The organism is Brachybacterium sp. GU-2 (assembly GCF_030866705.2).
GTDB lineage: Bacteria > Actinomycetota > Actinomycetes > Actinomycetales > Dermabacteraceae > Brachybacterium > Brachybacterium conglomeratum.
Map to the genome: position 1 here is coordinate 3,055,202 of NZ_CP133037.2, position 22,924 is coordinate 3,078,125.

The following is a 22,924-nucleotide window of genomic DNA, read 5'->3' on the forward strand; positions in this document are numbered from 1 at the left end:
AGGGAACATCGGCGCGACGCACCGGAAAGGTCTCCTTTGAAACACGCTAAGGCACACGCGAGAACGCCCACCATCGGGGGAACGTGACATCGACGTCGGCCACGAACGCCCTCAGACCCGGCGGAGCCTGTGCTTCGTGCGGTTCTCCCGGCGCTGACGACGCAGCTCCCGCGCCCAGTGCGGGTACATCCCCTCCGGCAGCGGGATTGCCGAGATCTGCGTGATGAGCAGTGCGAGGAACAACGGGATCGACAGCAGGGCCGCCGGGATCCGGAGGAGACCGTCGGCGACGGGGAGAGCCGCCAGGGCGAAGCACAGGCAGAGGCCCGCGACGGCGGGCCAGCCCAGCACCGTCATGCGCTCTTGGGACGTGCGAGGGAACATCCCGTCCCCCATCCAGCGTCGCGCTGTCGCGCTGCGGCCGAGCCTCCGCCAGATCACGTGCACGACGATCCCCAGCGCGATCATCACGGCAGCGAGAGCGAGCAGCAGGTAAGGGATCACCCCAGCAGTCTGCCAGCCGCCCGGAGAGGGTCCGCGATCGCGGACGCGATGCGGATGGAGAGTCCTCCCCATTGCCGATGTCGGGCACGGGCAGAATGCCGGGGGTGATCACGACGAGATGCGGAGGAACGAGCACGTGGGCTTCCACGGGATGGACACGGCGGAGACCGAGGCCTTCGGTGAGCTGCTGGGCGCCTCCCGGGAGAAGATCTCGTCACGGAACGACGAGCTCGCCGGGGTCATCGCCGGGCTCGACGGCTTCTGACGCGGCCCGGATGCCTCGGCCTTCTTCTCCACCTGGGAGTCCCGCCCTTCGACGATCACGACGGCGGCCCACAGGGCGAGCGATCGGAGGAGTCGGATACCGTTCGACTCCCGAGGCTCGCAGCCAGTGCGCGCGCAGCGACATCGCGTCGGCCAGCAGCTCCTGAGCCCCACGGCCACCGCGCCACCGACACGAAGAGGACACGTCATGCGATTCGCGCTCCTGGGCACCGGTCGGATCAGCGGATGGTTCGCCAGGACCTGCCACGACTCCGGCATCGCCGAGCCCGCGATCGTGTACTCGCGCTCGCAGGAGCGGGGCGAGGAGTTCGCGCGTTCCCACGACATCGCCGCCTGGAGCGATGACCTCGACGCGATCCTCGCGGATCCGGAGATCGACGCCGTCTATGTCGCGAGCCCCATCCCCGCGCACGCCGCCCAGGTGCGCCAGGCGCTCGCGGCCGGCAAGCACGTGCTGTGCGAGAAGTCGCTCGCGGTGGACCTGGCCGAGGCGGAGGAGCTGGTCGAGGCGGCGAAGAAGGCGGACCGCGTCCTGCTCGAAGCAGTGCGCCACATCCACGACTCGGCGATGGAGACCATCCGTGCTCACCTGCCGGAGCTCGGCCGGACCTGGAGCGCCTCTTTCGAGATGATCCAGTACTCCAGCCGCTACGACGCCTTCCGCTCCGGCACGGTCCTGAACGCCTTCAACCCGGAGCTCGGCATCTCTGCCCTCGCGGACGTGGGCATCTACCCGCTGCACGCGGCCGTTCAGCTGTTCGGCGCCCCCCGCCGCACCGCCGCGATGACGCTCAGCCTTCCCAACGACTTCCAGGCCAGCGCCGCTGTGCTGCTGGACTGCACCAGCACCGTCGTGACCTGCCGCTACTCGAAGGTCACGCACGGTGTCACCCCCAGTGTGATCGAGGGCGAGGACGCGACGATGACCATCGACAAGATCGCTGAGCCCTCCGAGATCGTCCTCCACTACCGCGACGGCCGCACCCGCACCCTCATGTCCGTCCCGGCGCGGCGCCCCGGCGACACCATGACCGGCGAGCTGGAGGTCTTCGCACAGCTCGTCGAGGCGCACGACGTCGACCACCGCTTCCACGCGCAGACCCTCGCGGTGCAGGCGATCGTCGACGAGATCACCGCACAGGCCGGAGAGAGCGCCCCGCCCGTGCGCTGACCTATGCGATCACGGGGTCAGGGCCCGGCCCTCGACGCTCCCCGAGGGCTCCTGCCACGCGGGCGCGCGATGCTATCCCCGTCGGCCTCCGAGGTCGATGGGCACCTCTCCCCATGCCCCGAAGGTTGTGACCCGCGTCGCGCCGTGCCTAGGTTCGAGGGTGCCGACGTGGGGGAACGATCCGGCGACGGCGCCGTCCGACGCACCCGAGATCCTTGAGGGGACGAAGAACGATGACCACCACCAAGCTCACGCACCGGCTGGCCGGCGGGGCCGCGGCCTCGGCGCTCGCCGTCGCGGGCATGGCCGTGCTCGCCCAGCCCGCGCAGGCTGCCGCACCCGGCACCACCACCGACCAGCTCACCATCCGCTCCGGCACCAGCACGGGCTCCGCCGCTCTCGGCACGATCCCCGCCGGCACCACCCTCGACCTCGAGTGCCAGACCGCGGGGGAGGCCGTGCAGGGCACCTACGCCAGCGAGTACTGGGCGAAGGTCAGCTACGACGGCGTGGACGGCTACGTCTCCCGCGCCTACGTGACCGTCCCCGACGCCGCCGGCCTCGGCGAGTGCGGCGGCGGGGACCCCGCCCCCGAGGATCCGGACCTGTCCGCCGACCGCCAAGAGGTGCTCGACCGCGGCCAGACCTGGGTGGACCGCAACGTGCCCTACTCCATGGAGGCGTACACGAACGGTCCCGACGGCCGTCAGTACCGCACCGACTGCTCCGGCTTCGTCTCGATGGCGTACGGCCTGGACACCAGCTACTCCACGGTGACGCTCACCGAGCACTTCACCGAGATCTCGAAGGACGACCTGCAGCCGGGCGACATCATCGGCAATCTCGGCCCGGGCTCCGGCGGCGCCGCCGGACACGTCGTCATCTTCACCGGATGGACCGACGACTCCAAGACCTCCTTCACCGTCATCGAGCAGGCCGGCGGCGTCGGCGGCGTGGCGCGCACCCACACCTGGGGCACCGACTTCTGGAACCAGAACGCCTACCGGTACAACGGCTTCTGAGCCCCGCCCCTCCGGCTAGGCTCGCGAGCGGGGGAGTGCAGCAGCACTCGCACGCACCACGCACGTGAGAGGGGCACGCATGTCGCAGCCGAACCAGCCCGACGACGGTCGGGGGAACGGGGCCGGCCACGGACAGGGAGGCACGGGGCAGGACGGGGGAGGGTACGGCTACGGCATGACCACGCCCGGAGCCGCACCGCCGCCCGGGTCTGCCCCGTCACCCGGTCCCGCCCCGTCGGCCGGTCCCTCCCCGTGGGCGGGGCAGGGCCCGACGGCGGGTCCGGAACCCTCGACGGCGCCGCTGCGGAAGGTCGGGATCGGCACCCCGGTGCCCAGCCTCGTCACCGGCGCGCTCGCCTATCTCGTCGCCCTCCTCGCGGCGCTGGTCGTGATCGTCTCGGCGGTTCTCGCCGTGCTCACCGCCGACACGGGCGCGAGCACGGACCCGACCGGCGTCGTGGGCGCCCCGGCGACCGACGACGCCGGATTCGCGGGGATCATCGGCCTGCTCGGGATCCCGTTCCAGCTGGTCGCCCTCGCGAGCTTCGGCTCCTACGACGCGGAGCTGCAGATGGGCTTCCTGGGGAGCCTCTCCCTGAGCTGGCGCGGCCTGCCGCTGCTGATCACCGCGGCGATGACCGTCTTCGCCTTCCTCGCCGCGCGCACCGCCCAGCGGCGGTGGAGCTCCAACGGGCCGCTCGGCGCGGCTCTGTGGTCCGGCCTCTCCGGTCTCGGCGTCGCCCTGGTCGCGCTGCTGGTCACGCGCCTGACCGCGTTCTCGATCGAGGACCCCGCGAACGGCCTGTCCCTCTCGATGCACGCCGCCGGGGCCGACATGTTCTTCGGCACCTGGGCGCTGATCACGCTGCCGCTCCTGCTCGGCCATCTCGCGGGGATGCGCAAGCCCGACTGGTGGCCGCTGGTCGCCGACCTCGCCGCCGCGCCCCGCCTCGTGCTCGTCCACGCCCTCGCCTTCGCCGTGCCCGTCGGCCTCCTCGCCGTCGCGGCCGGGGCGATCGTGCAGATCGTCGACGGGGAGGGACGCTCCGTGCTCGGCGCGCTGCTGGCGCTGCCGCTGTGGGGGCCGACCGCTCTCGCGCTCCTCCCGGGACTCGGAATGCTGGTCGTACCGGTGCGCGCCTCCGCCCGGGGAGACGTGGGCGATCTCGGGCTGGGGAGCGGCATCACGCCGCAGAGCGGCACGCAGAACCTGTGGTTCGTCGACCTGCCCTGGTACGTGTGGCTGCCGATGGTGCTGATCGCCCTGCTCGTGCCGCTGCTGATCGCGCTGCTGTGGCACCGGGACCGGGAGATCCCGGCCGGGAACGTGATCGCGCAGGTCACCTCCTGGGCGGCGCTGCCACTCGCCTACACCTTCTGCTCGCTGGTGCTTCTCGCCCTCGTGCACGTGCGGGTGGACGCCGAGATGGGATTCCTCGGCGCGATGGGTGTCTCGATGTCGCTGGCCGCCTGGATGCCGGTGGTCGCGTTCCTCCTCGGCCTCGCCGTCGAGGTGATCGCGCGCTTCGGCGCTCCCTTCGTGGACCGCTTCGTCCCCGACCCGCTCGTGAACTGGTTCCGCCGCTCGGCACGGGCGCGTCGCGCCGGATCGGCCGCCCCGGCCGCGCCCGTCGGGGAAGATGGACGGTCGTGGACGACGTCGAGCGCAGAGCCCCGCACCGGGGACGGGAGGAACCAGGGATGACAGGCCAGGGCCAGGGACAGCAGGGCGAGGCGAGCCCGGAGGCGATCGGCGAGGACCGCGCCGCCGGCTCCGAGGCGTACTTCGTCCCCATCGGCCCCGACACCTACCTGCCCAGCGAGCACGCGGGCGGCGCGTGGAGCGACGACGAGCTGCACATCAGCCCCGTCGGCGCTCTGCTGGTGGAGCATCTCGAGCGCTGGCGGGCCCAGCACGCCGACCCCGACAAGGTGCTCGGACGGATCTCCATCGACATCCTCGGCCAGCTCCGCCGCGGGCCGATCGAGCTGTCCACCCGCATGCTCCGCCCCGGCCGCACCATCGAGCTGCTCGAGACCACCGCCGTGATCGCCGGGCGCGAGACGCTCCGTGCCCGCAGCTGGGTGATGTCCGCGCAGGAGACCGCCGAGGTCGCCGGGACCGAGCTGCCGCTGCTGCCCGGACCCGAGGGACTGCCCGAGCGGAGCATGGCGGAGGACTGGACCGGCGGCTTCATCCACAGCATCAGCCTGCGCGACGCCGAGCCGAAGCGGCCCGGACGCGGCCGCAGCTGGCTGCGCGCCGAGCATCCCCTGATCGACGGTGAGGAGGCCGGCGAGCTCGCCACCTTCCTCATCCCCGTCGACGCCTCCAACGGCATCGCGGTGCGCGAGAAGCCGCGCGAATGGATGTTCCCGAACCTCGACCTCACCATCCACCTGATGCGCCGGCCGACGGGCCGCTGGCTGGGCCTGGACACCACCGTCTCCTTCGGCCCCACCGGACAGGGCCTGACCAGCTCGGTCCTGCACGACCAGGAGGGACCGCTCGGCTCGGTGCAGCAGACGCTCACCGTCCGCCCCATCCCTCGCCAGGCCTGACGAGTCACCTGCCGATGGCAGGTTCTGCGGGATCATCGACGCGAGTGCGCCGCTCCTGCGGCTCGACCGCTGCTCCGGGCCGACGCCCGCTCCCGCATACCCTGACTGCCATGCCGCACCTGCTCTGCCTCGACCTGGGGACCTCCGCCGCGAAGGCCGCGCTCCTGGACCTGGACGGCACCGTCCATCGCCGGGCGGAGGCCCCGTACCCCACCCGCCACGCGGCCGACGGGACCGCGGAGCAGGACCCCCGCGAATGGGAGCGCGCCGCCCGCGCGGTGATCGTCGAGCTGCTCGAGGCGGCGCCCGCCGCGAAGGCGTGGGTTGATGGCGCGGCGCCGGCGCCCGTGCCGGACACGGCGCCCGACGGCGAGGTGGCGGCGCTCGTGCTCACCGGGCAGATGCAGGACCTCGTCGCCGTCCCGCGCTCGGGTGCCGCGAGCATCGCGATCCTCTACTCCGACACCCGCGCGGGCGCCGAGGCGGCGGAGCTGCGCGCCGCGCTCGCCGCGGACGGCGTCTCCTGGGACTCGCTGACCGGCAACCTGCAAGACGCGACCAGCTGCGCCGCGATGCATCTGCGCCTGCTCCGCACGGCCCCGGAACAGCTCGCGGACCTGCAGGGCGTCGTGTTCGGCCCGGCCGGATATCTCGTGGTGCGGATGGGGCTCGGGCTCTGGTGCGATCCGACGACCGCCGCGACGACGGGACTGCTCGAGGCCCGCACCCGCGACTGGTCGCCCGCTGTCGCCCGCGCCGCCGGGCTCGATCCGGCTCTGCTGCCCGCGCTGACCGCTGCGGCAGGTCAGGTCGTGGGACACGCCGGCACGGAGGCGACGGCGCTGCTGGGCGTGCCGGACGGGCTGCCCGTCGTGCTCGCCCCGGGAGATGCGGGCGCCACGACCAGTGGGATCGTCGGCCTCGCGCCGGGCGACGCCTACATCTACCTCGGGACCAGCGGATGGCTCGCCTCAGTGCTGCCCGGGACCCGGACGTCGCCGACGGGGGCACAGGACGCCGGCGAGGGGTCAGCCGGTGATGAACCCGCCGGCGTCTCGCACCACCTCGCTCTCGGAGCGTCGTCGGCGACCGCCGAGCCCCGGATTCTGCGGCTCTCCGCGCTGCTCTCCGCCGGCGCCGCCGCGGACTGGGCCCGGCAGGCTGTCCTCGACGGCGCGGACCCGGCCCGGGCCGATCAGCTGCTCGAGGCGCGGGAGCAGGAGCGCGGCCGCGGTCCGAGCGGGCTGCTCGCCCTGCCCTCGATCGTGGGGGAGCGGTTCCCGGTCCGGGACGCGAGCCTGCGCGGCGCCGTGGTGGGGATCGACGCGGGGACCCGGGGCATCGATCTGTACGCCGCGATGCTCGAGGGCGTGGCGCACGGACTCGCCCACGGGCTCGAGCACGCAGATGGCACCTCTCCTCGTCCGCTGCCCGTGACCGGGGGCGGCGCCGCCTCCGCGCCCTGGCTGCGGATTCTCGCCGACGTCACCGGCCGACCCGTGCGCACCGTCGACGGGACCGACGCCGCACTGCTCGGCTGCGCCCTCGTCGCCGCGGAGGCGCTCGGCCTGGACCACGCCCTGGTCCCGCCGGGCGCCCGACAGGAGGCGGCGACGATCGACCCCGACCCGTCGGCCGCAGCGCAGCATGCTGCGCTGCGGCCTGCTCACCGGGCCCTGTACGACGCGGCCGCGCGGGTGCAGCGGCTCCGCTGAGACGAGGCGGGCAAGCGGAGGCGGAGGAGGCGCCGGCACGCGGGTGCAACGTCGCCGCAGCCGACGAGGGGAGCGCGGGAGAGGGGAAGTCGGCGTAGACGCGCCGGAGTGCAGGAGGAGCGGAACCATCCGCGACAGGCGAGCTGCGTCAGTCGAGGCAGAACTCGTCGCCCTCCGGGTCGGTCATCGCGATGAAGCCGCCGCTCATCGGCGGTTTGGGCTCGTGGCGCCGTTTTCGCGTCGCACCGAGCCGGAGGAGTCGCTCGCACTCCGCCTCGAGCGCCGCCATCCTCGCCTCGCCCTCGAGACCGGGCGCGGCTCGCACATCGAGGTGGACGCGATTCTTGGCGTGAGCCGAAGCGGAATCGAGCGCGGTGCCGCTCAGCCCGCCTGCGCGGCCTCGTTCGCTAGGGCGAACTCCTCGTCGGTGACCGGTTCGAGCCAGGTGACCGTCTCGCCGTCCTCGTCAGCCTCCTGCGCGGCGATGTGCGCCATCCGCGTCCCGGCCATCGCGCCGTGCCAGTGCTCCTCGAGCGGCGGGATCCAGACGGTGCGACCGGTCTCGAGAGTCTGCACATCCCCCGCCCGCGTCACCACCAGGCCCACACCTGCGGTGCCGTACAGGGTCTGGCCGCGCGGGTGGGTGTGCCAGTGGGTGCGGGCGCCGGGCGCGAAGTGGACGTGGGCCATCGCGAGGAGGGACCCCTCCATCGGTCCGCGCAGCGCCTCGTGGAGCACGGAGCCGGTGAAGGCGTCGGCCGGCGCCTGGGCGGACTGGGGAACGGGGAGCTTCTGCATCGATGCCTCCTCGGCGAGCGGTGGTCCCCATGAGATACCGGACGAGTGCGCAGGGGCAAGGGTGTGGACGGACGGGCGGTCCAGGAAACGGATCGTTCCTCCACAGGGAATTCTGGAGGGAATTGCTGATTCCCGGTGATGTGGAGGAGTGGTCGGTGCGGGAGGCGGGGTGCCAGTGGACGCGATGCGCACTCAAGCGTGCAGTTCATAGGCGTTTTAGGTGTGTCGGAGTCGACGTGTCGCGGGGTCTTCTCCCGGTGTCGGGAGAATCGTGCTTCGACGCTGTCCACAATTTCCGTCGAGGATTTCATCTGTCAGGGGTGTGCGGGAGGATGGGGCCATGACAGCGACGACGCCCCCGCAGCCCGCCCCGGAGCAGCACGCTCCGGAGCAGGTGCTCGCCGCGCTGCATGCGGGCGGCCCGTCCGCACTCGCAGAGATGCTCGGGGACGTCGACCACCTGCTCACCTCCCTTGCGATCGACCCGCAGGAGATGTTCGAGGTCGGCGCTCGGCCTCGCCACGAGATCAAGAACCTGCTGGACATGATCCATGGCGCGCTCAGCTCCCTCGCGGCGCTCGAGGCCCGCACCCTCGTCGCCTTCGCCGAGGCGCACCTCCGCGACCGGATCGACGTGGCACGGGACGACGTCGCCCATGAGGACGACGTCCTCCCGCCGCTCGAGCAGCTCATCCGCCAGTCCGATCGACGAGCCTCGGCCGACATCACCCTCGCGACCCACCGCTCGCCCGCCACCGCGAGCTCGAGCCTGGCCGCCGCCCGCCGACTCGTCGGCTCCATGCCGCGTATGCTCTCCGCTCTCGGCCGCGGTGCGATCACACCTGCCGTCGCGTATGCCACGGCCACCACCTCCGCCCCGCTGACCGACCAGCAGCGCCGCGACGTGGACCAGGTGCTCCACGAGCGCCTGCCCGAGATGGAGGGCGCCGGCGTCAAGGCCTGGCGAGGAGCCGTCGGAGCCGCCGTCGGCGAGCTCGACCCCGACGGAGCCGCGCACCGGCACCGGATCGCCCGCCGCTCCCGCCACGTCACCCTCACCCCGGGCGAGCACGGCATGGCGACCCTCAGCGCCCACCTTCCCGCCCTCGACGCGAAGCGCGTCCACAAGCGGCTCTCCCTCGAGGCCGAGCGACGCAGGGCCGAGGGCGACCGAGAAGGCCACGGCGCGCTCATGGCCGATGCGCTGGTCGGGACCCTGCTCGGCAGGGACAGCGGACTCGAGCTCGAGACCCTCGACGTCGGCGTGATCATCACCGACCGGGCCCTGCTCGTTCCCGAGCACGGCGACGCGGCGTACATCGAGGGATACGGTCCGGTGCCCGCCGAAGCCCTGCGCGCCGAGCTGCGCGCAGCCCTCGCCGCACCGGAGGACCCAGCCTGCGACCGCTACGGCCCTGACGGGCCGTCGATCAGGGCTGTGCTGCGGAAGCTGTTCCAGCACCCCACGCGCGGGGAGATCGTCGCCGTCGAGTCGAGAGCCCGCGAGTTCCCGCGGGCCCTGAAGCGCTTCCTGCATCTGCGAGACGGTCGCTGCCGCGCCCCGTACTGCGACGCCCACGTGCGCCAGTACGACCACATCACCCCGCACAGCCGCGGCGGTGCGACCAGCCTCGACAACGGCCAGGGGCTGTGCGGGCACGACAACCTCGGCAAGGAGGACGGCTACGCGACCGTCGAGCGCCGAGGCGACCAGGCCGCCGACGGCCACCAGGTGGAGTGGACGGGCCACAGCGGGGCGAGCGTCGTCCGACGGGCCCAGCGCCTCGGGCCGACCGCCTTCGTGGTGATGCCCGACGACTCGGTGGCACCGGATACGACGACGGGGACGACGGAAGCCGTAGGAGACTCCGACGGCGAGCAGCTCGAGACCAGCGGGGCCGCCGACGGGGAAGGGCTCGAGATCCGCGGGACCACCGACTCGGAGGCCTGCACCATGACCCGCCCGATGAGCGCTCAGGTGCTCACTCGCACGATCCCGACCCGCCCCGTGCGGTCAGCGGGGCCCTCTGGTCAGAAGAGTCCGCAAGCACTTGCGCCCGGCAGGATCCGTCACGACGAGGGGCGATCCGGGAGGTCATCCACGGGATCGCCCCTCGCCTCGAGAGTTCGCCGGGCTCAGCGCGCTGCGCGCCGCAGCCAGGCGGTCGTCGCGCCCGGCAGCAGGATCTCGTCGTCCACGCCGCCCTCGAGCGGGCTCGAGGCGATCAGCACCTCACCCTCCGGCAGCGCGACGGGCGCTTCGCCGAAGTTCGTCACCGACAGCCAGCCGCCCGGACGCTCGAAGGCCAGCACCTCCCCGGTCGAGAGAGTCTCGTCCCAGGTCAGCGACTCCTCGGACTGCAGCTCGCGGCGCAGGCGCAGCGCGGCCCGGTACATCTCGAGCGTCGAGCCGCGCACCCCGTCCTCGGCCTCCACCGAGAAGTCCGCGAACCATGCCGGCTGGGGGAGATGCGCCCCGCCCGTGCTGAAGCCGAAGGACGAGCCGCTGCGGGTCCACGGCAGCGGCACCCGGCAGCCGTCCCGGCCCAGACCGTCGAAGCCGCGGTCCTCGGCGGTGGTGCGCCAGAACGCGGGGTCCTGCCGCTGCTCGTCAGGGATCTCGGCGACCTCGTGCAGGCCCAGCTCCTCGCCCTGGTACAGGTACGCGCTGCCGGGCAGCGCGAGCTCGAACAGCGTCGCCGCCCGTGCCCGGCGTAGCCCCAGTGCACGGTCGATGCCGTCCTCGGGACCGCCCGCGAGCACCCACTCCGCGCCCTGCTTCACGTCCCGGCCGGCCCGCGGCGGCAGCCCGTACCGCGTCGCGTGGCGCACCCCGTCATGGTTCGAGAACACCCAGGTGGTGGAGGAGCCGGTGACCTCCGACTGCGCCAGGTTGTCGGTGACGATCTCCCGGAAGTGCGCGGCGTCGAAGTCCGCCTCCATCAGGTCGAAGTTGAACGCCTGGCCCAGCCCCTCGGGGCTCGCGTACTTCGCGCGGCGCTCCGCCGTCTCCACCCACGCCTCGGCCACCGCGATCCGCGGCGGATCGTAGCGGTCGAACAGCTCGCGCCACTCCGCATAGATCTCGTGCACGTCGTCCCGGTCCCACAGCGGGTGCGTGCCGTCCTTCGGCATCTGCTTCAGCTCCGCCTTCGAGGGCAGCACCTCCGACAGGTCCTTCGCCAGGCCGTGGGCGACGTCGATCCGGAACCCGTCCACCCCGCGGTCGGACCAGAACGCGAGGGTGCGCAGGAAGTCCTCGTGCACCTCCGGGTGCTTCCAGTTGAAGTCCGGCTGCTCGGTCGCGAAGGAGTGCAGGTACCACTGCCCGTCCGGCACCCGCGTCCACGCCGGGCCCGAGAAGATCGAGGTCCAGTCCGCCGGCGGCTCCTCGCCGTCCTTCCCCCGCCCGTCGCGGAAGATGTATCGCTCGCGGGCGTTGGAGCCCTTCGGCGAGGCGAGCGCCTCCTGGAACCACTCGTGACGGTCCGAGGAGTGGTTCGGGACCACGTCCACGATCAGACGGATCCCGACGCCGTGCAGCGCCGCGACCATCTCGTCGAACTCCTCGAGCGTCCCGATCCGCGGGTCCACGTCGCGGTAGTCGTCCACGTCGTATCCGCCGTCGGCCAGGGCCGAGGGGTAGAACGGGCTCAGCCACACCGCATCCACGCCGAGCTTCTGCAGGTACGGCACGCGGGAGATGATCCCGCGCAGGTCGCCGATACCGTCGCCGTTGCCGTCCGCGAAGGACCGAGGATAGATCTGGTAGACGGAGGCCTGACGCCACCAGTCGGCGTCGGCCTGCAGCGCGGCGGGAAGGGACTGGGGAGCAGCGGTCACGATGGGAGAACCTCCGGTCGATCGGGTGGGACGGTGAAGGGGCTGGGTCATTTGATCGCGCCCTGGGTGAGGCCCGACATCACCCAGCGCTGTGCGAACAGGTACACGATGATCGCGGGGGCCATTGCCATCAGGTACGACGCGAAGGCCACGTTGTAGTTGTTGCTGAACTGGGTCTGGAACATGTTCTGCAGCACCGGGACGGTCTGCAGCGCCGGGTCGGAGATGATCAACGAGGGCATCATGAAGTCGTTCCACGACTGGATGAAGGCGAAGATCCCCACCGTCGCGCACATCGGGCCGAGCAGCGGCAGGATCAGACGCCAGAACACCCGCCAGGTGCCGGCGCCGTCCATCCGCATCGACTCCTCGAGCTCGAGCGGGATGGTGCGCAGGAACGCGGTGAACAGCAGCGTGTTGAACGCCATCGCGAAGGCGATGTGCAGGATCGCCACGCCCAGGGGGTTGTCCAGCCCGAGCAGGCCGGTGAGCTGGATCTGCGGCAGCGCCACCACCGGGAACGGGATGAACATCGCCGCCAGCAGGTAGAAGAACGACCAGCGGAACAGCCGACGGTCCCAGTTGCGCACGATCGCGTACGCCGCGAGGGAGGAGATCACGATCTCCCCGGCCACCGCGACCACGGTGATGAACAGCGAGATCGCGAAGGCGCGCGGGAAGTTCGTCAGGCTCCACGCCTCCGCGAAGCTCGACAGGGTCAGCGGCGAGGGGAGGCTGAACGCATTGCCGTCGACCGCCTGCTCGGTGGTCTTCAGCGACATGTTCACGGTGACGAACAGCGGCACGAGCACCGTGAGCGCGCCGAGCATCAGCAGCGCGGTCGTGGTGACGTTCACGCGGTCCCGGCCCACCCGACCGCGACCGCGACGACGCGGGGCCGGGGAGGTCGAGCTCGAGCCCGCGGACGGGGCAGGGGCGAGGGGTGCGGCGGTCGACATGCTCAGAGCACCGTCCTTCCACGGGTGAGGCGGAGCTGGAGGCCCGCGAGCGCGATCGAGATCAGGAAGAACACCATGGCGTTGGCCATCTGGTAGGCGTAGTCCCCGCCCTCGAAGCCGCGGAAGATCGACATCGCGACCGAGCGGGTGGCCACGCCCGGCCCGCCGTCGGTGAGGCCGACGATGATGTCGTAGGCGTTGAGGTAGTTCTTGAAGCCGAGGATCGTGTTGATGACGACGAAGCCGGAGACCATCGGCAGCGTGATGTGCCACAGGCTCTGCCGTCCCGTCGCACCGTCGATCGAGGCCGCCTCGTACACGTCGGCAGGGATCGTGACGAGCCCGGCGATGTAGATCAACATCGTCGCCGGGATGGACTGCCAGGCCGTCACGATGACGATCGCGACCCATGCCCAGTCTTCGTTCGCCAGGATCGAGACCGACAGCGCCTCGGAGCTGAGCGCCTCGCCGAGCATCGGCACGGTGTTCGCGAACAGGTACTGGAACACGAACGCGATGACGATCCCGGAGATCACCATCGGGATCACGTAGATCGTGCGCAGCGCCGCGGTGAAGCGGATCCGGGAGGTCAGCCCGAGCGCCAGCAGGAACGCCAGCGCGTTCACGAGCACGACGGTGACCAGCGCGAACCCGAGGGTGAACAGGTAGGAGTCCAGGATCCCCTGGTCGCGGAACATCGCGATGTAGTTCCGCAGCCCGATGACGTCCCAGTCCCCGAACCCGATCGAGCTCGTGAAGCTGTAGGCGAAGCCGAGCACGGCCGGGAGCGTCACCGCGAGGGTGAACAGCGCCAGCGCCGGCAGGAGGAACAGGTGGTAGAGGGGGTCGGTGCGGCGTCGCGAGGGGCGCGAGACGGACGCGCGCCCGGTCGCCGGGGCGTCCGGGGCCGGGCCGTCCGCGGTCCCGTCCTCGCGCGTCGGTGTCGTCGTCGACATCGGTGCTCCTTGTCGTGGGGTCATCATGCGCTCACTCCCGGAAGGCCAGGCGGGCCCAGTCGGCGTCCATGCGGGCCAGGACCGGCTCGGGGTCGGCGCCGCCCGCGATCGACTGGATGTAGTTCTCCGCCGGGATCGAGCGGGGGATGAACTGCGAGGCGCCCATGTAGAAGCGGCCCTCGTCGTAGTACCGCTGCATCTCGGCGATGCGGTCGTCGGTGACCGGCGGGGCGTCGGTCCTCGTGCCGAAGGCGAGGAACTCCGCGTTGTAGGGGTCCTGCACCTCGGGCCGCATCAGGAACTGCGCGAGCTCGCGCGCGCCCTCGGGGCTGCTGGCCGCCTCGGGCACCCACAGCGACAGGTCGATGTTCACGCGCACCTTGAGGTCGGCGGGGTCGTCGGTCATCGGCAGCGGGAAGGTGCCCAGTTCGACGTCCGTGCCGGCCTTCGCGATCTCGCCGAGCGCCCAGGGGCCCTGGAAGTACATCGCGCCCTTGCCCTGGGCGATCGCGGTGTTCCCGTCGCCGTAGCCGCGGTTGGCGGCATCGGGGTTCACGAACGCGAGCAGCTCGCCCATGCGCTGCATCGGCTCGAGCAGGGTGCGCTGGAAGGAGACCTCGGAGTCGGGGCCGACGTCCTCGCCGATCTCGTCCATCCGCCGGTAGAACTCCCGCACGTCCACGAGCCCGCCGACGGTGTAGTCGAACAGCCCCTGCGCCACCGTCCACGCGTCGAGGAAGGTCGCGTAGATCGGGGTGACGTCCGCGGCCTGCAGCGTCTCGCACACCGCGAGCAGCTCGTCCCAGGTGGTGGGGACCTCCAGGCCGTGCTCATCGAAGATCCGCCGGTTGTAGATCACCGAGGCGGCGGTGACCGAGTAGGGGAGCACGCTGGTGCGGCCCTCGTAGGTGGGATACCAGTTGGCGAGCTCAGCGACGTCCTCGCGGATCCGCCCCGCCTCGGGGAGGTCGGAGAGGTCCGAGAGCGCCCCGCGCTCCATGAAGCGTCCCATCTCGAGGTTGTAGTTCAGACAGCCGAGGTCCGGCGGGCTGTTGCGCACGAAGCTCGCCGAGAGGTTCGTGGCGATGTCGTGCTGGACCGAGAACCGGCTCTGCGCCTGCGAGAACTCCCTGGCGAGCTGCGAGAAGTAGGGGATGGCCTCGGGCTTGGACTGGTAGAGCGTCAGCTGCGAGCTGCCGCCGCCGGCACCGCAGGCGGAGAGGGCCGAGGCGGCGAGGGCGGCGGCCGCGCCGGCGAGCACGCCACGTCGCGAGGGCCGCGTCGGCGAGTGCCGCGCGTGCCGGCTGATCGGGGATGACACCATCGTCTCCTTGGAGGGGAGCGGAGTCGCCGCAGTGAGGCGACGATTGTTACGCTAGAGGTTATATTTACTACCTATCGAAAGTATGGAGGGGGTGGTCAGGACATGTCAACACCGCCGCGATCCGGGGAGCGGTCCCAGGTCGGAGAGGTGCGGTCCGCGGACCGCGGGGTCAGCTCGCCGCAGCTGATGCGTCGGGCGAACCGTCAGGCGCTCCTCCAGCACGCCCTCGGGACCGAGGCCTTCACCGCGGCCGACGCGATGGCCGCCACCGGGCTCACCCGCGCCACCGTGCTCGGCGTGTGCGCCGAGCTCGAGCAGGCGGGATGGCTCGAAGACGCCCCGGCGGAACGCGACGGTGCCGCCCCGCGAGGCCGACCCGCCCGCCGCTTCGCCCTGCGCGCGCAGGCGGCGATCCTGCTCGCCGTCGACGCCGGCGAGCACACCCTCGCCGCCCGTGCGGCGGACCTGCGCGGCCGCGAGCTGGCCGCAGAGCGCCTCGTGCTCGAGGACGCTCCGCTCGCCGGCGACGACCTCGAGGCCGGCGCCGCCGCGGCGGAACGACGCCTCGAGGCGCTGCGCGCGCTGCTGGACCGGGTGAGCACGCGGGCCGGCGCGGGAGGTCCGGTCGACGCGGCCGGCGCAGGGGGCTCCCACGACACGGCCGACGCGGTCGACGCTCCCGCCGCGGCCGGCACTGCCGACGGACGAGGCGCGGGTGGAGCGCCCCGCCTGCTCACCGTCGTCGGCGTGCCCGCCCCGGTCGATGCCGAGGGACGCTCGCCGAGCGGCGACGCCGGCTACTGGCCTGCCATGAACCCCGGCCTCGTCGACGCGCTCGACGGCCCCGTCCTCGTCGAGAACGACGCGAACCTCGCCGCGCTCGCCGAGCGCGCCCACCTGTCCCGCTCCGGCGCCGATGCGGACCACCTCGCCGCCCTGCTCATGGGCGAGCGCTTCGGCGCCGGGCTCGTCGTCGACGGACGGCTCCTGCGCGGGGCCGACGGCGGCGCGGGCGAGATGCGCTTCCTCGAGACCGTGCTCGGCGACCCTCGCGGGGCCGACGGCGTTGCCGCCCTCGCCCGGCGGTGGGCGCTCGAGGCGCTCGAGGCAGGGGAGACCTCCGTCGCGCTCTCGGCCCTGCCCTCCTCCGAGCTCGGTGCGAAGGACGTCTTCGCCGCCGCCCGCGACGGCGACGCGCTCGCCGGTGGGGTGCTCGAGCGCATCGGCGACCGCCTCGCCCGCATCGCCATGATCCTCTCGAGCCTGCTCGCCGTGGACACCGTCGTCGTCGCCGGTGCGATCGCCGAGGCCATCGACCCCGTCCTCGAGCATGCGCGCGAGGCGATGCCCCGGATCGGGGCGCCTCCCCTCCCGCAGCTGCGGGCCAGCTCCCTCGGCCGCGACGTCGTCGTGCGCGGGGCGCTGGAGCTCGCCCTGACCCGCCTGCACGAGGACCCGCTGGCCCTCCTGGCCGCGGACCCCGTCCAGGAGCCCCATCCACCGACCGAAGGGAACCGCACGTCATGACCGCAGCAGCACCGCAGGCCGAAGCACCGCAGGAGGGGGCGCGCCGACTCCGCGCCGGCGTGATCGGCCTGGGCTGGGCCGGCCAGCAGCACCTCGCCGCCTACGCCGCCGATCCGACCGTCGACCTCGTCGCCCTCTCCGCGATGGAGGAGCACCTGCTGGAGAGGTTCGGCGAGGAACACCAGGTGCCCGGCCGCTACCGGGACTGGCGGGAGATGCTCGCCGAGGCGGAGCTCGACGTCGTCTCGATCGCGACCCCGACGTTCCTCCACGCCGAGATGACGATCGCGGCGCTCGAGGCGGGCGTGCACGTGCTCACCGAGAAGCCGATGGCCCAGACCGGCGAGGCCGCCGCCTCGATGGTCGAGGCGGCCCGTCGCGCCGGGCGCGTGCTCGAGGTGTCCTTCAACCACCGCCGACGCGGCGACGTCACCGCGCTGAAGTCCGTGATCGACTCCGGCGTCCTGGGGAACATCTACTACGCCAAGACCGGCTGGATCCGCCGCCAGGGCATCCCCGGGCTCGGCACCTGGTTCACCAAGGCCGAGAGCGCCGGCGGCGGCGCGATGATGGACATCGGCATCCACATGCTCGACATGACCCTCCACCTCCTCGGCGAACCGTCCGTCACCGCCGCCTCCGCCATGACCCACGCGGAGTTCGGCCCCCGCGGCCGCGGCGGCTCCGGCTTCGGCGTCTCCCAGCTCGAGGACGGCGCCCCCTTCGAGGTCGAGGACCTCGCCACCGCCTTCCTGCGCCTGGACGGCGGTGCGACGATGCTGCTGGAGTCCAGCTGGGCGCAGTGGATCCCGGAGGATCTCTGCTACGTCACCCTCTACGGCGCCGACGGCGGGGCGACGATCGAGTGGGCCGGCGGTCCCGGCGACCACCGCATCACCGTGTGGACCGAGGTCGAGGGCATCCCCGCCGAGCTCAGTCCGCAGGTGGGTGAGGACCGGGGCCACGCGGGCGCCATCGCCGAGTTCCTGCAGGCGGTCCGCTCCGGCGACGTCGCCGCCCACGACGGCTCCCTGGCGCTGCGCCGCGCCCGGGTGATCGACGCCTGCTACGCCTCCGCCGCGGCGGGCCGGGAGGTCGAGGTTGAGGGCTGAGCGCACGGGGCGGGCCGGGGCGGTCTGGAGGCGTTGCGTCCCCGGCGCCTTGGCCGCCCCCGGCGGTGATCACGCCCCGGTCGGCCCCGACGGTGCCTGGTCGTCCGCGAGTCCGTCGCCGAGGTCTGCCGCGAAGCGCGCGAGATAGCCGTCGAACCGGGCGAGGTCCTGGTCGGACCAGCCGGAGAAGGTGAGCTCGAGGATCTGCGAGGCGCGACCCAGGTACTTCTCGAGCATCGCGCGTCCCTCGGCGCTGAGCGTGACGGTCGAGGCCCGGCGGTCGGCGGGGTCGGGTGAGCGGTCGACGAGCTCCCGCTCGCCGAGCGAGCGGATCTGCACGCTCATCGTCGAGCGGTCCACACCCTGCCACTGCGCGAGCTCGCCCATCCGCTGCGGAGGCAGCGTCGCGAGATGGGCGAGCAGATGCGTCTCGTTGCGGGAGAGGGACGTGCCGCTGTCGCGATGGAGGGTGCGCCGGGCCCAGCGCTCGATCGCCTGCACCGCCGCGCCCATGTGCGCGGCCAGGACGGTGCGGTCCACGGGCGTGGGCGCGGGGGATGGGGCCCCCGAGATGACGGGTGCCGACGGCGCGGGCGCAGAAGGCGCAGCCTCCGAGTGCACGGACTCCGGCGGTGCGGACTCTGACGGCGAGACTTCAGGTGTCGACGACGGCGGGACGACGGTGCTCACAAAAATGCCCTCCCAGGTTTTCTTGAGATCTCAACAGGTTGGTTGGTAAACTCAAACTATAACGACGCGGACGACGCAGACGGAGCCGAGTGATCGGGTCGAGCAGGACCCGGCAGAGAGCTCGCCTCCCGGAATCGTTCACCGACACCACGAGGAGGACAGCATGACCCAGAAGCCGCCCGAGAGCACCCAGTCCACCGAGCCCACGCAGACCGCCCAGCCGGCGCAGGCCCCCCAGACGGCGCAGGCGACGCAGACGCACGCCGCCGAGCAGCCCGAACCCACCACGGACCCCTCGATGGCCACGCTCGCCACCTACCCCGACTACATGGGCGCCCAGGAGGCCGTCGATCTCCTGTCCGACAAGGGCTACGACGTCGCCGCGGTGCGGATCGTGGGTCACGGGCTCAAGAGCGTCGAGCTCGTGACCGGCCGCATGACCTGGGGCAAGGCCGCTCTGTACGGTGCGGGCGGCGGTGCCTGGTTAGGTCTGATGCTGGGACTGCTGCTGGCGATCTTCGTCCCGCTCGCGTTCGTCGGCCCCGTGCTGAGCGGCATCGTCTTCGGCGCCGTGTGGGGTGTCATCTTCGGCCTGATCGGCTTCGCCGCCACCGGCAACCGGCGCAACTTCCGTTCGCAGCGGATCACCCAGGCCACGAGCTACAGCGTGGAGGTGCCCAGCGACCGTCTCGCGGCCGCGCAGCAGATCCTCGCGGCCGGACGCTGAGTCGCCCTGGCGGCCCCGACGACGAGGAGCGCCCCCGACACCATGCGGTGTCGGGGGCGCTTCTCATCGGTTCCGGTGCCCGTCGGTGCCGGCGCTCAGCGGTGCCGGTGCCGCGGGGTCACTCGCCCTCGACGGGCGGGAGCACGTCGGGGTTCTCCTCGAGCCAGGCCTCCACGGCCTCCGCCTCCTTGCCCTCGCCGAACTCGTTGACGACCTTGTCCTCGAGGGAGCCGAACTGCTCGTCGGTCAGGGTCGCGCCCGCGATCCACTCGGCGGCATCGGGGAAGTCCTCCTTGAAGCCGGTGCGGCCCAGGTGGTGCAGCGCCTCCGGCTCGCCGAAGGCGCCCTCGGGATCCTCGAGCGCCTTCATGTCGTAGGCCGGCATCGCCCAGAAGGGGGTCCAGAGCGTGACGACGATGTCCTCCTCGGCGTCGATCGCGTTCTCGAGCTCCGTGATCATCGCGGTGGTGGAGGAGGTGACGAGCTCGTAGTCGTCGAGGCCGTAGCCCGGGATCACGCTCTCCTGGGTCGCCTTGGTGAGCCCGGCGCCCGGCTCGATGCCGACGATCCGGCCGCCGAAGCGGTCGGCCTGGCCCGCGAGCTCGTCGATCGAGGTGATGTCCACGTACTGCGGCACGGACAGGTTCAGGACCGCGCCCTCGTAGTAGGCCACCAGGTCCTCGATGTCGTCGCCGTACTCCTCCATGTAGGAGGCGTGGGTGACCTCGGGCCAGGCCGAGGGGAACATGTCCACATCGCCCTGGGCGAGACCCGCGTAGAGCACGCCGGCCTCGGGGATCTGCTCGTGCTCGACGGTGTAGCCCATAGCTGTCAGGCGGTTGTCGAGCAGGTAGGCGAGGGACAGCCCGTCGGTCCACGAGGGGATGTAGCCGAGCGTGATGGTCTCGCCGCCCGAGCCGCCGTCGGAGCCTCCGCCGCTCTCGCCGTCACCGCCGCAGGCGGCGAGGCCGAGGCCCATCAGGCCGGCACCGCCGATCAGGGCGGAGCGTCGGGTGAGGGGGTTGGCGGCGGGGCGTCGTGCGCCGCGGGGGCTGAGGGGGAGTCGTCGGGTGCTCATGAGGGAGTTCCTTTCGTGGTGGTCAACGGATCGTGGTGATCATCGGTCTGTGGGGGAAGCGGCCCGTCCCCGTCGCCGGGGACGGCCCGCCGACGGGTCAGATCCCGGTGGACGCGCGCTGCGCGATGGACCGCTGGATCAGGGCGAGCGCGGAGGTCGGATATCCGGAGGGGTTGCCGATCGCCGCGGTGAGACGGTCGAGGTAGACGGCCAGGACCACCACGGCCAGACCGGCCTCGACACCGAGGGGCAGGTTCTGGGTGGAGATCGCCTGGACGACCTCCTTGCCCAGGCCGTCCGCGCCGACCATGCCGGCGACCACGGCCATCGACAGGGAGAGCATGATGACCTGGTTGACGCCCGCCATGATGGTCGGGATGGCCAGTGGCAGCTGGATGCCGCGGAGGATCTGGCCGCGGGTCGCGCCGAAGGCCTCGCCGGCCTCGACGGTCTCTCCGTCGACCTGGCGGATGCCCAGCTCGGTCATGCGCACCCCGGGCGGCAGCGCGAAGATGATCGTGGCGAAGACGCCCGGGACCACGCCGATCGAGAAGAAGGTGACCGCCGGGATCAGGTAGACGAAGGCAGGCATCGTCTGCATGAAGTCCATGATCGGCTTCACGATCGCGCTGACCGTGCTGGAGACAGCCGCGAGGATGCCCAGCGGCACCGCGATCACGACCGCGAACACGGTCGCGACCAGCACCAGCGCCATGGTCTGCATCATCGTCTCCCACTGCTCCATCGAGATCACGATGGCGAAGCCGATCAGCGTCGCGAGCGAGAGCTTCCAGGAGCGGAACACGAAGGCGATCAGCGCGAAGACCACGACCATCACCAGCGCGGGCGCCAGCAGGAGCAGGTCGGTGAGGCCGCCGATCAGGAAGTCCATCACCGTGGAGAAGAGGTCGAACAGCCAGGAGAGGTTCTCCTTCAGCCAGTCGATGCCGGCGTCGACCCACTCTCCGATCGGGAGGCGGGGCATGAGGGCGTCGTCGGGGTTCATCGTGCGTCACCTCCGAGGCGATCGTCGGCGGTCGGGGCGTCCTGCGTGGTCGCCCCCGGGGTCCCGGGAGCCTCCGGTCCGGGCGGCGGATCGACGACGGGGGAGGGGGTCTCGCCCTCGCCGATCACGCCGAGCGCGGTCAGCAGGGTGACCCGGGGGATCACGCCGGCGAACCGGCCCTCGTCGTCGACGACGACGAGCGGCGCGTCGTGCTGGGCGGACTTCCCGAACAGCTCCGCGACAGGCGTGTCGTGGCTGACCACCGCCATGTCGTGCACGTCGGACCAGGGCAGCTCGTCCTGGCCGAGGCGCACCGCCTCGGCGACGTCGTCCTGCCAGATCACGCCGGCGGGGGTGCGGTCGCGCTCGAGCACCACGAGCCAGGGGTTCTGCGTCTCGCGCAGCAGCTTGTGGGCGGTGCGCGGACCCTGACCGATGCCGAGGGTCTCGCGCGGCTGCTCCATCACGGCGCCGGCCACGAGCACGCGGGTGCGGTCGACGTCCTGGATGAACTTCGCGACGTAGTCGTTGGCGGGCTCGTTGAGGATCTCCTCCGAGGACCCGATCTGCTCGATCCGGCCGTCGCGCATCATCGCGATCCGGTCGCCCAGGCGCATCGCCTCGTTGAGGTCATGGGTGATGAACAGGATCGTCTTCTCCAGGCGCTGCTGCAGGTCGACGAGCTGGTCCTGCATGTCGCGCCGGATCAGCGGGTCCAGGGCGGAGAACGCCTCGTCCATCAGCATCACGTCGGTGCCGGCGGCGAGGGCGCGGGCGAGGCCCACGCGCTGCTTCATGCCGCCGGAGAGGGAGGAGGGGCGGTAGGCGTCCCAGCCCTTCAGCCCGACCATCCCCAGCGCCTCCTTCGCCTTCTTCTCGCGATCGGAGCGGTTCATGCCGCTGATCTCGAGGCCGTAGGCGGCGTTCTCGCCGACGGTGCGATGCGGCAGGAGCGCGAAGTTCTGGAAGACCATGGAGATCCGGCGACGGCGCACGTCCCGCACCTGCGCGGGGGTCATCTTCGAGAGGACCTCCTCGCCGATGCGGATCTCGCCGTCGGTGGCGGGGAGCAGGCCGTTGACCATGCGGATGAGGGTGGACTTCCCGGAGCCGGACAGGCCCATCACCACGAAGATCTCCCCGGGGTCGACGCTGAAGCTCGCATCGATGACGGCGGCGGTCAGGCCCTGCTCGCGCAGGTCCTCGCGCGAGCGTCCGCTGCGGAGCTCGCGCACTCCTCGCTCTGGGCGGCGGCCGAAGACCTTGTACAGGCCCTCGGCGGAGATCACAGGTGGCACAGGGGCTCCTTCGGTGGCGACATGACGTGCGCGATGCCGAGCGGGACGTGAGCGACTAAGGGCGCAGTGCGACAGAAGGCGCAGAGCGACAGGAGGCGCAGCGGGACCCGGGCGGCATCCGACGATCCATCACTCTAAGCCTCGACCGTGGGAAAAACCGCCTGGGAACAGGCGTTTCAGGGCTCACGAAGGGGGCTCGGAGCGTCCGCGGGACGGAGGCGGCGGGGGTGGGGGGTCGTGGGGGAAACGGTCTGGCCTGCAGGGATGCGCCTGCCGGACGGGACGACCGACGGCCGATCCGACTGTCCGACAATCGGGACATAACTATTCGGTCACGTCCTGCCCGG

Annotated in this window: 20 protein-coding genes and 1 pseudogene; 10 read left to right on the plus strand and 11 right to left on the minus strand. The window is 71.8% G+C overall.

Going from position 1 to position 22,924, the window contains the following annotated elements; translation table 11 throughout:
* Nucleotides 1–111 precede the first annotated feature (111 nt).
* The gene (locus RBL05_RS14010) at nt 112–504 is read right to left on the minus strand and encodes a hypothetical protein (RefSeq protein WP_308738947.1); all 393 of its coding nucleotides are present in this window, start codon (nt 502–504) and stop codon (nt 112–114) included.
* 118 nt (nt 505–622) lie between these two features.
* Between RBL05_RS14010 and RBL05_RS14015 the strand changes: the two genes are divergently transcribed.
* The 6 genes from RBL05_RS14015 (at nt 623) to RBL05_RS14040 (ending at nt 7,259) form a co-directional block, all read left to right on the plus strand.
* Nucleotides 623–769 (plus strand): hypothetical protein, encoded by a 147-nt coding sequence (locus RBL05_RS14015; protein ID WP_308738946.1) that lies wholly within the window; start codon nt 623–625, stop codon nt 767–769.
* A gap of 207 nt (nt 770–976) precedes the next feature.
* Entirely contained in the window at nt 977–1,960 is a 984-nt protein-coding gene (locus tag RBL05_RS14020) for a Gfo/Idh/MocA family protein (RefSeq protein ID WP_308738945.1), read from the plus strand.
* Between the two features lie 233 nt (nt 1,961–2,193).
* Entirely contained in the window at nt 2,194–2,982 is a 789-nt protein-coding gene (locus RBL05_RS14025; protein WP_308738944.1) for an SH3 domain-containing protein, read from the plus strand.
* 175 nt (nt 2,983–3,157) lie between these two features.
* Nucleotides 3,158–4,687, plus strand: coding sequence for a hypothetical protein (locus tag RBL05_RS14030; protein ID WP_308738943.1), 1,530 nt, complete (start codon nt 3,158–3,160; stop codon nt 4,685–4,687).
* Nucleotides 4,684–5,544 (plus strand): thioesterase family protein, encoded by an 861-nt coding sequence (locus RBL05_RS14035; protein WP_308738942.1) that lies wholly within the window; start codon nt 4,684–4,686, stop codon nt 5,542–5,544. Before RBL05_RS14030 ends, RBL05_RS14035 begins: the two co-directional genes overlap by 4 nt.
* Nucleotides 5,545–5,654: 110 nt before the next feature.
* Entirely contained in the window at nt 5,655–7,259 is a 1,605-nt protein-coding gene (locus RBL05_RS14040) for an FGGY family carbohydrate kinase (protein ID WP_308738941.1), read from the plus strand.
* Between the two features lie 148 nt (nt 7,260–7,407).
* Here RBL05_RS14040 and RBL05_RS14045 read toward each other — a convergent pair whose 3' ends face one another.
* Both RBL05_RS14045 and RBL05_RS14050 read right to left on the minus strand, forming a co-directional pair.
* Nucleotides 7,408–7,584: a VOC family protein gene (locus RBL05_RS14045; RefSeq protein ID WP_412523769.1), complete on the minus strand. Its 177-nt coding sequence runs from the start codon at nt 7,582–7,584 to the stop codon at nt 7,408–7,410.
* 56 nt (nt 7,585–7,640) lie between these two features.
* A complete protein-coding gene (locus RBL05_RS14050) occupies nt 7,641–8,057 on the minus strand; it encodes a cupin domain-containing protein (protein ID WP_308738940.1) in 417 nt (138 codons plus the stop codon).
* A gap of 1,192 nt (nt 8,058–9,249) precedes the next feature.
* Here RBL05_RS14050 and RBL05_RS16960 point away from each other — a divergent pair.
* Nucleotides 9,250–9,684 (plus strand): annotated as a pseudogene (locus RBL05_RS16960) (HNH endonuclease); the annotation flags it as partial.
* A gap of 509 nt (nt 9,685–10,193) precedes the next feature.
* Here RBL05_RS16960 and RBL05_RS14060 read toward each other — a convergent pair.
* From RBL05_RS14060 to RBL05_RS14075, 4 genes are read right to left on the minus strand one after another with little or no spacing between them, the layout of a single operon-like run.
* On the minus strand, nt 10,194–11,951 hold the full coding sequence (locus RBL05_RS14060) for an alpha-amylase family glycosyl hydrolase (RefSeq protein ID WP_412523770.1): 1,758 nt from the start codon (nt 11,949–11,951) through the stop codon (nt 10,194–10,196).
* Nucleotides 11,948–12,859: a carbohydrate ABC transporter permease gene (locus RBL05_RS14065; RefSeq protein ID WP_308738937.1), complete on the minus strand. Its 912-nt coding sequence runs from the start codon at nt 12,857–12,859 to the stop codon at nt 11,948–11,950. Before RBL05_RS14065 ends, RBL05_RS14060 begins: the two co-directional genes overlap by 4 nt.
* 2 nt (nt 12,860–12,861) lie before the next feature.
* A complete protein-coding gene (locus RBL05_RS14070) occupies nt 12,862–13,815 on the minus strand; it encodes a carbohydrate ABC transporter permease (RefSeq protein ID WP_308738936.1) in 954 nt (317 codons plus the stop codon).
* A 31-nt stretch (nt 13,816–13,846) separates the two neighbouring features.
* The gene (locus RBL05_RS14075) at nt 13,847–15,139 is read right to left on the minus strand and encodes an ABC transporter substrate-binding protein (protein WP_308738935.1); all 1,293 of its coding nucleotides are present in this window, start codon (nt 15,137–15,139) and stop codon (nt 13,847–13,849) included.
* Between the two features lie 147 nt (nt 15,140–15,286).
* Between RBL05_RS14075 and RBL05_RS14080 the strand changes: the two genes are divergently transcribed.
* A complete protein-coding gene (locus tag RBL05_RS14080; RefSeq protein WP_308738934.1) occupies nt 15,287–16,666 on the plus strand; it encodes an ROK family protein in 1,380 nt (459 codons plus the stop codon).
* Nucleotides 16,663–17,778, plus strand: coding sequence for a Gfo/Idh/MocA family protein (locus RBL05_RS14085; protein WP_308738933.1), 1,116 nt, complete (start codon nt 16,663–16,665; stop codon nt 17,776–17,778). Before RBL05_RS14080 ends, RBL05_RS14085 begins: the two co-directional genes overlap by 4 nt.
* A 69-nt stretch (nt 17,779–17,847) precedes the next feature.
* Here RBL05_RS14085 and RBL05_RS14090 read toward each other — a convergent pair whose 3' ends face one another.
* Nucleotides 17,848–18,318 carry a MarR family winged helix-turn-helix transcriptional regulator gene (locus RBL05_RS14090; protein WP_308738932.1) on the minus strand — a complete coding sequence of 157 codons (471 nt, stop codon included), beginning with the start codon at nt 18,316–18,318 and terminating at the stop codon, nt 17,848–17,850.
* A 313-nt stretch (nt 18,319–18,631) separates the two neighbouring features.
* Between RBL05_RS14090 and RBL05_RS14095 the strand changes: the two genes are divergently transcribed.
* Complete coding sequence (locus RBL05_RS14095) at nt 18,632–19,195, plus strand: general stress protein (RefSeq protein ID WP_308738931.1); 564 nt, start codon at nt 18,632–18,634, stop codon at nt 19,193–19,195.
* Nucleotides 19,196–19,313: 118 nt separating this feature from the next.
* Here RBL05_RS14095 and RBL05_RS14100 read toward each other — a convergent pair whose 3' ends face one another.
* The 3 genes from RBL05_RS14100 to RBL05_RS14110 form a co-directional block, all read right to left on the minus strand.
* The gene (locus tag RBL05_RS14100) at nt 19,314–20,273 is read right to left on the minus strand and encodes a glycine betaine ABC transporter substrate-binding protein (RefSeq protein WP_318603799.1); all 960 of its coding nucleotides are present in this window, start codon (nt 20,271–20,273) and stop codon (nt 19,314–19,316) included.
* Nucleotides 20,274–20,370: 97 nt separating this feature from the next.
* Nucleotides 20,371–21,279, minus strand: a complete 909-nt coding sequence (locus RBL05_RS14105) for an ABC transporter permease (RefSeq protein WP_308738930.1) — start codon at nt 21,277–21,279, stop codon at nt 20,371–20,373.
* Nucleotides 21,276–22,577 (minus strand): glycine betaine/L-proline ABC transporter ATP-binding protein, encoded by a 1,302-nt coding sequence (locus RBL05_RS14110; protein WP_318603801.1) that lies wholly within the window; start codon nt 22,575–22,577, stop codon nt 21,276–21,278. Before RBL05_RS14110 ends, RBL05_RS14105 begins: the two co-directional genes overlap by 4 nt.
* Nucleotides 22,578–22,924: the final 347 nt, after the last annotated feature.

Excerpts from the sequence above, each read along its gene's own strand:
- RBL05_RS14015 (WP_308738946.1), top strand. The coding sequence starts at position 623 with ATGCGGAGGAACGAGCACGTGGGCTTCCACGGGATGGACACGGCGGAG.
- RBL05_RS14020 (WP_308738945.1), top strand. The coding sequence starts at position 977 with ATGCGATTCGCGCTCCTGGGCACCGGTCGGATCAGCGGATGGTTCGCC.
- RBL05_RS14025 (WP_308738944.1), top strand. The coding sequence starts at position 2,194 with ATGACCACCACCAAGCTCACGCACCGGCTGGCCGGCGGGGCCGCGGCC.
- RBL05_RS14030 (WP_308738943.1), top strand. The coding sequence starts at position 3,158 with ATGACCACGCCCGGAGCCGCACCGCCGCCCGGGTCTGCCCCGTCACCC.
- RBL05_RS14035 (WP_308738942.1), top strand. The coding sequence starts at position 4,684 with ATGACAGGCCAGGGCCAGGGACAGCAGGGCGAGGCGAGCCCGGAGGCG.
- RBL05_RS14040 (WP_308738941.1), top strand. The coding sequence starts at position 5,655 with ATGCCGCACCTGCTCTGCCTCGACCTGGGGACCTCCGCCGCGAAGGCC.
- RBL05_RS14050 (WP_308738940.1), bottom strand. The coding sequence starts at position 8,057 with ATGCAGAAGCTCCCCGTTCCCCAGTCCGCCCAGGCGCCGGCCGACGCC.
- RBL05_RS14060 (WP_412523770.1), bottom strand. The coding sequence starts at position 11,951 with ATGACCCAGCCCCTTCACCGTCCCACCCGATCGACCGGAGGTTCTCCC.
- RBL05_RS14065 (WP_308738937.1), bottom strand. The coding sequence starts at position 12,859 with ATGTCGACCGCCGCACCCCTCGCCCCTGCCCCGTCCGCGGGCTCGAGC.
- RBL05_RS14070 (WP_308738936.1), bottom strand. The coding sequence starts at position 13,815 with ATGTCGACGACGACACCGACGCGCGAGGACGGGACCGCGGACGGCCCG.
- RBL05_RS14075 (WP_308738935.1), bottom strand. The coding sequence starts at position 15,139 with ATGGTGTCATCCCCGATCAGCCGGCACGCGCGGCACTCGCCGACGCGG.
- RBL05_RS14085 (WP_308738933.1), top strand. The coding sequence starts at position 16,663 with ATGACCGCAGCAGCACCGCAGGCCGAAGCACCGCAGGAGGGGGCGCGC.
- RBL05_RS14095 (WP_308738931.1), top strand. The coding sequence starts at position 18,632 with ATGACCCAGAAGCCGCCCGAGAGCACCCAGTCCACCGAGCCCACGCAG.
- RBL05_RS14100 (WP_318603799.1), bottom strand. The coding sequence starts at position 20,273 with ATGAGCACCCGACGACTCCCCCTCAGCCCCCGCGGCGCACGACGCCCC.
- RBL05_RS14105 (WP_308738930.1), bottom strand. The coding sequence starts at position 21,279 with ATGAACCCCGACGACGCCCTCATGCCCCGCCTCCCGATCGGAGAGTGG.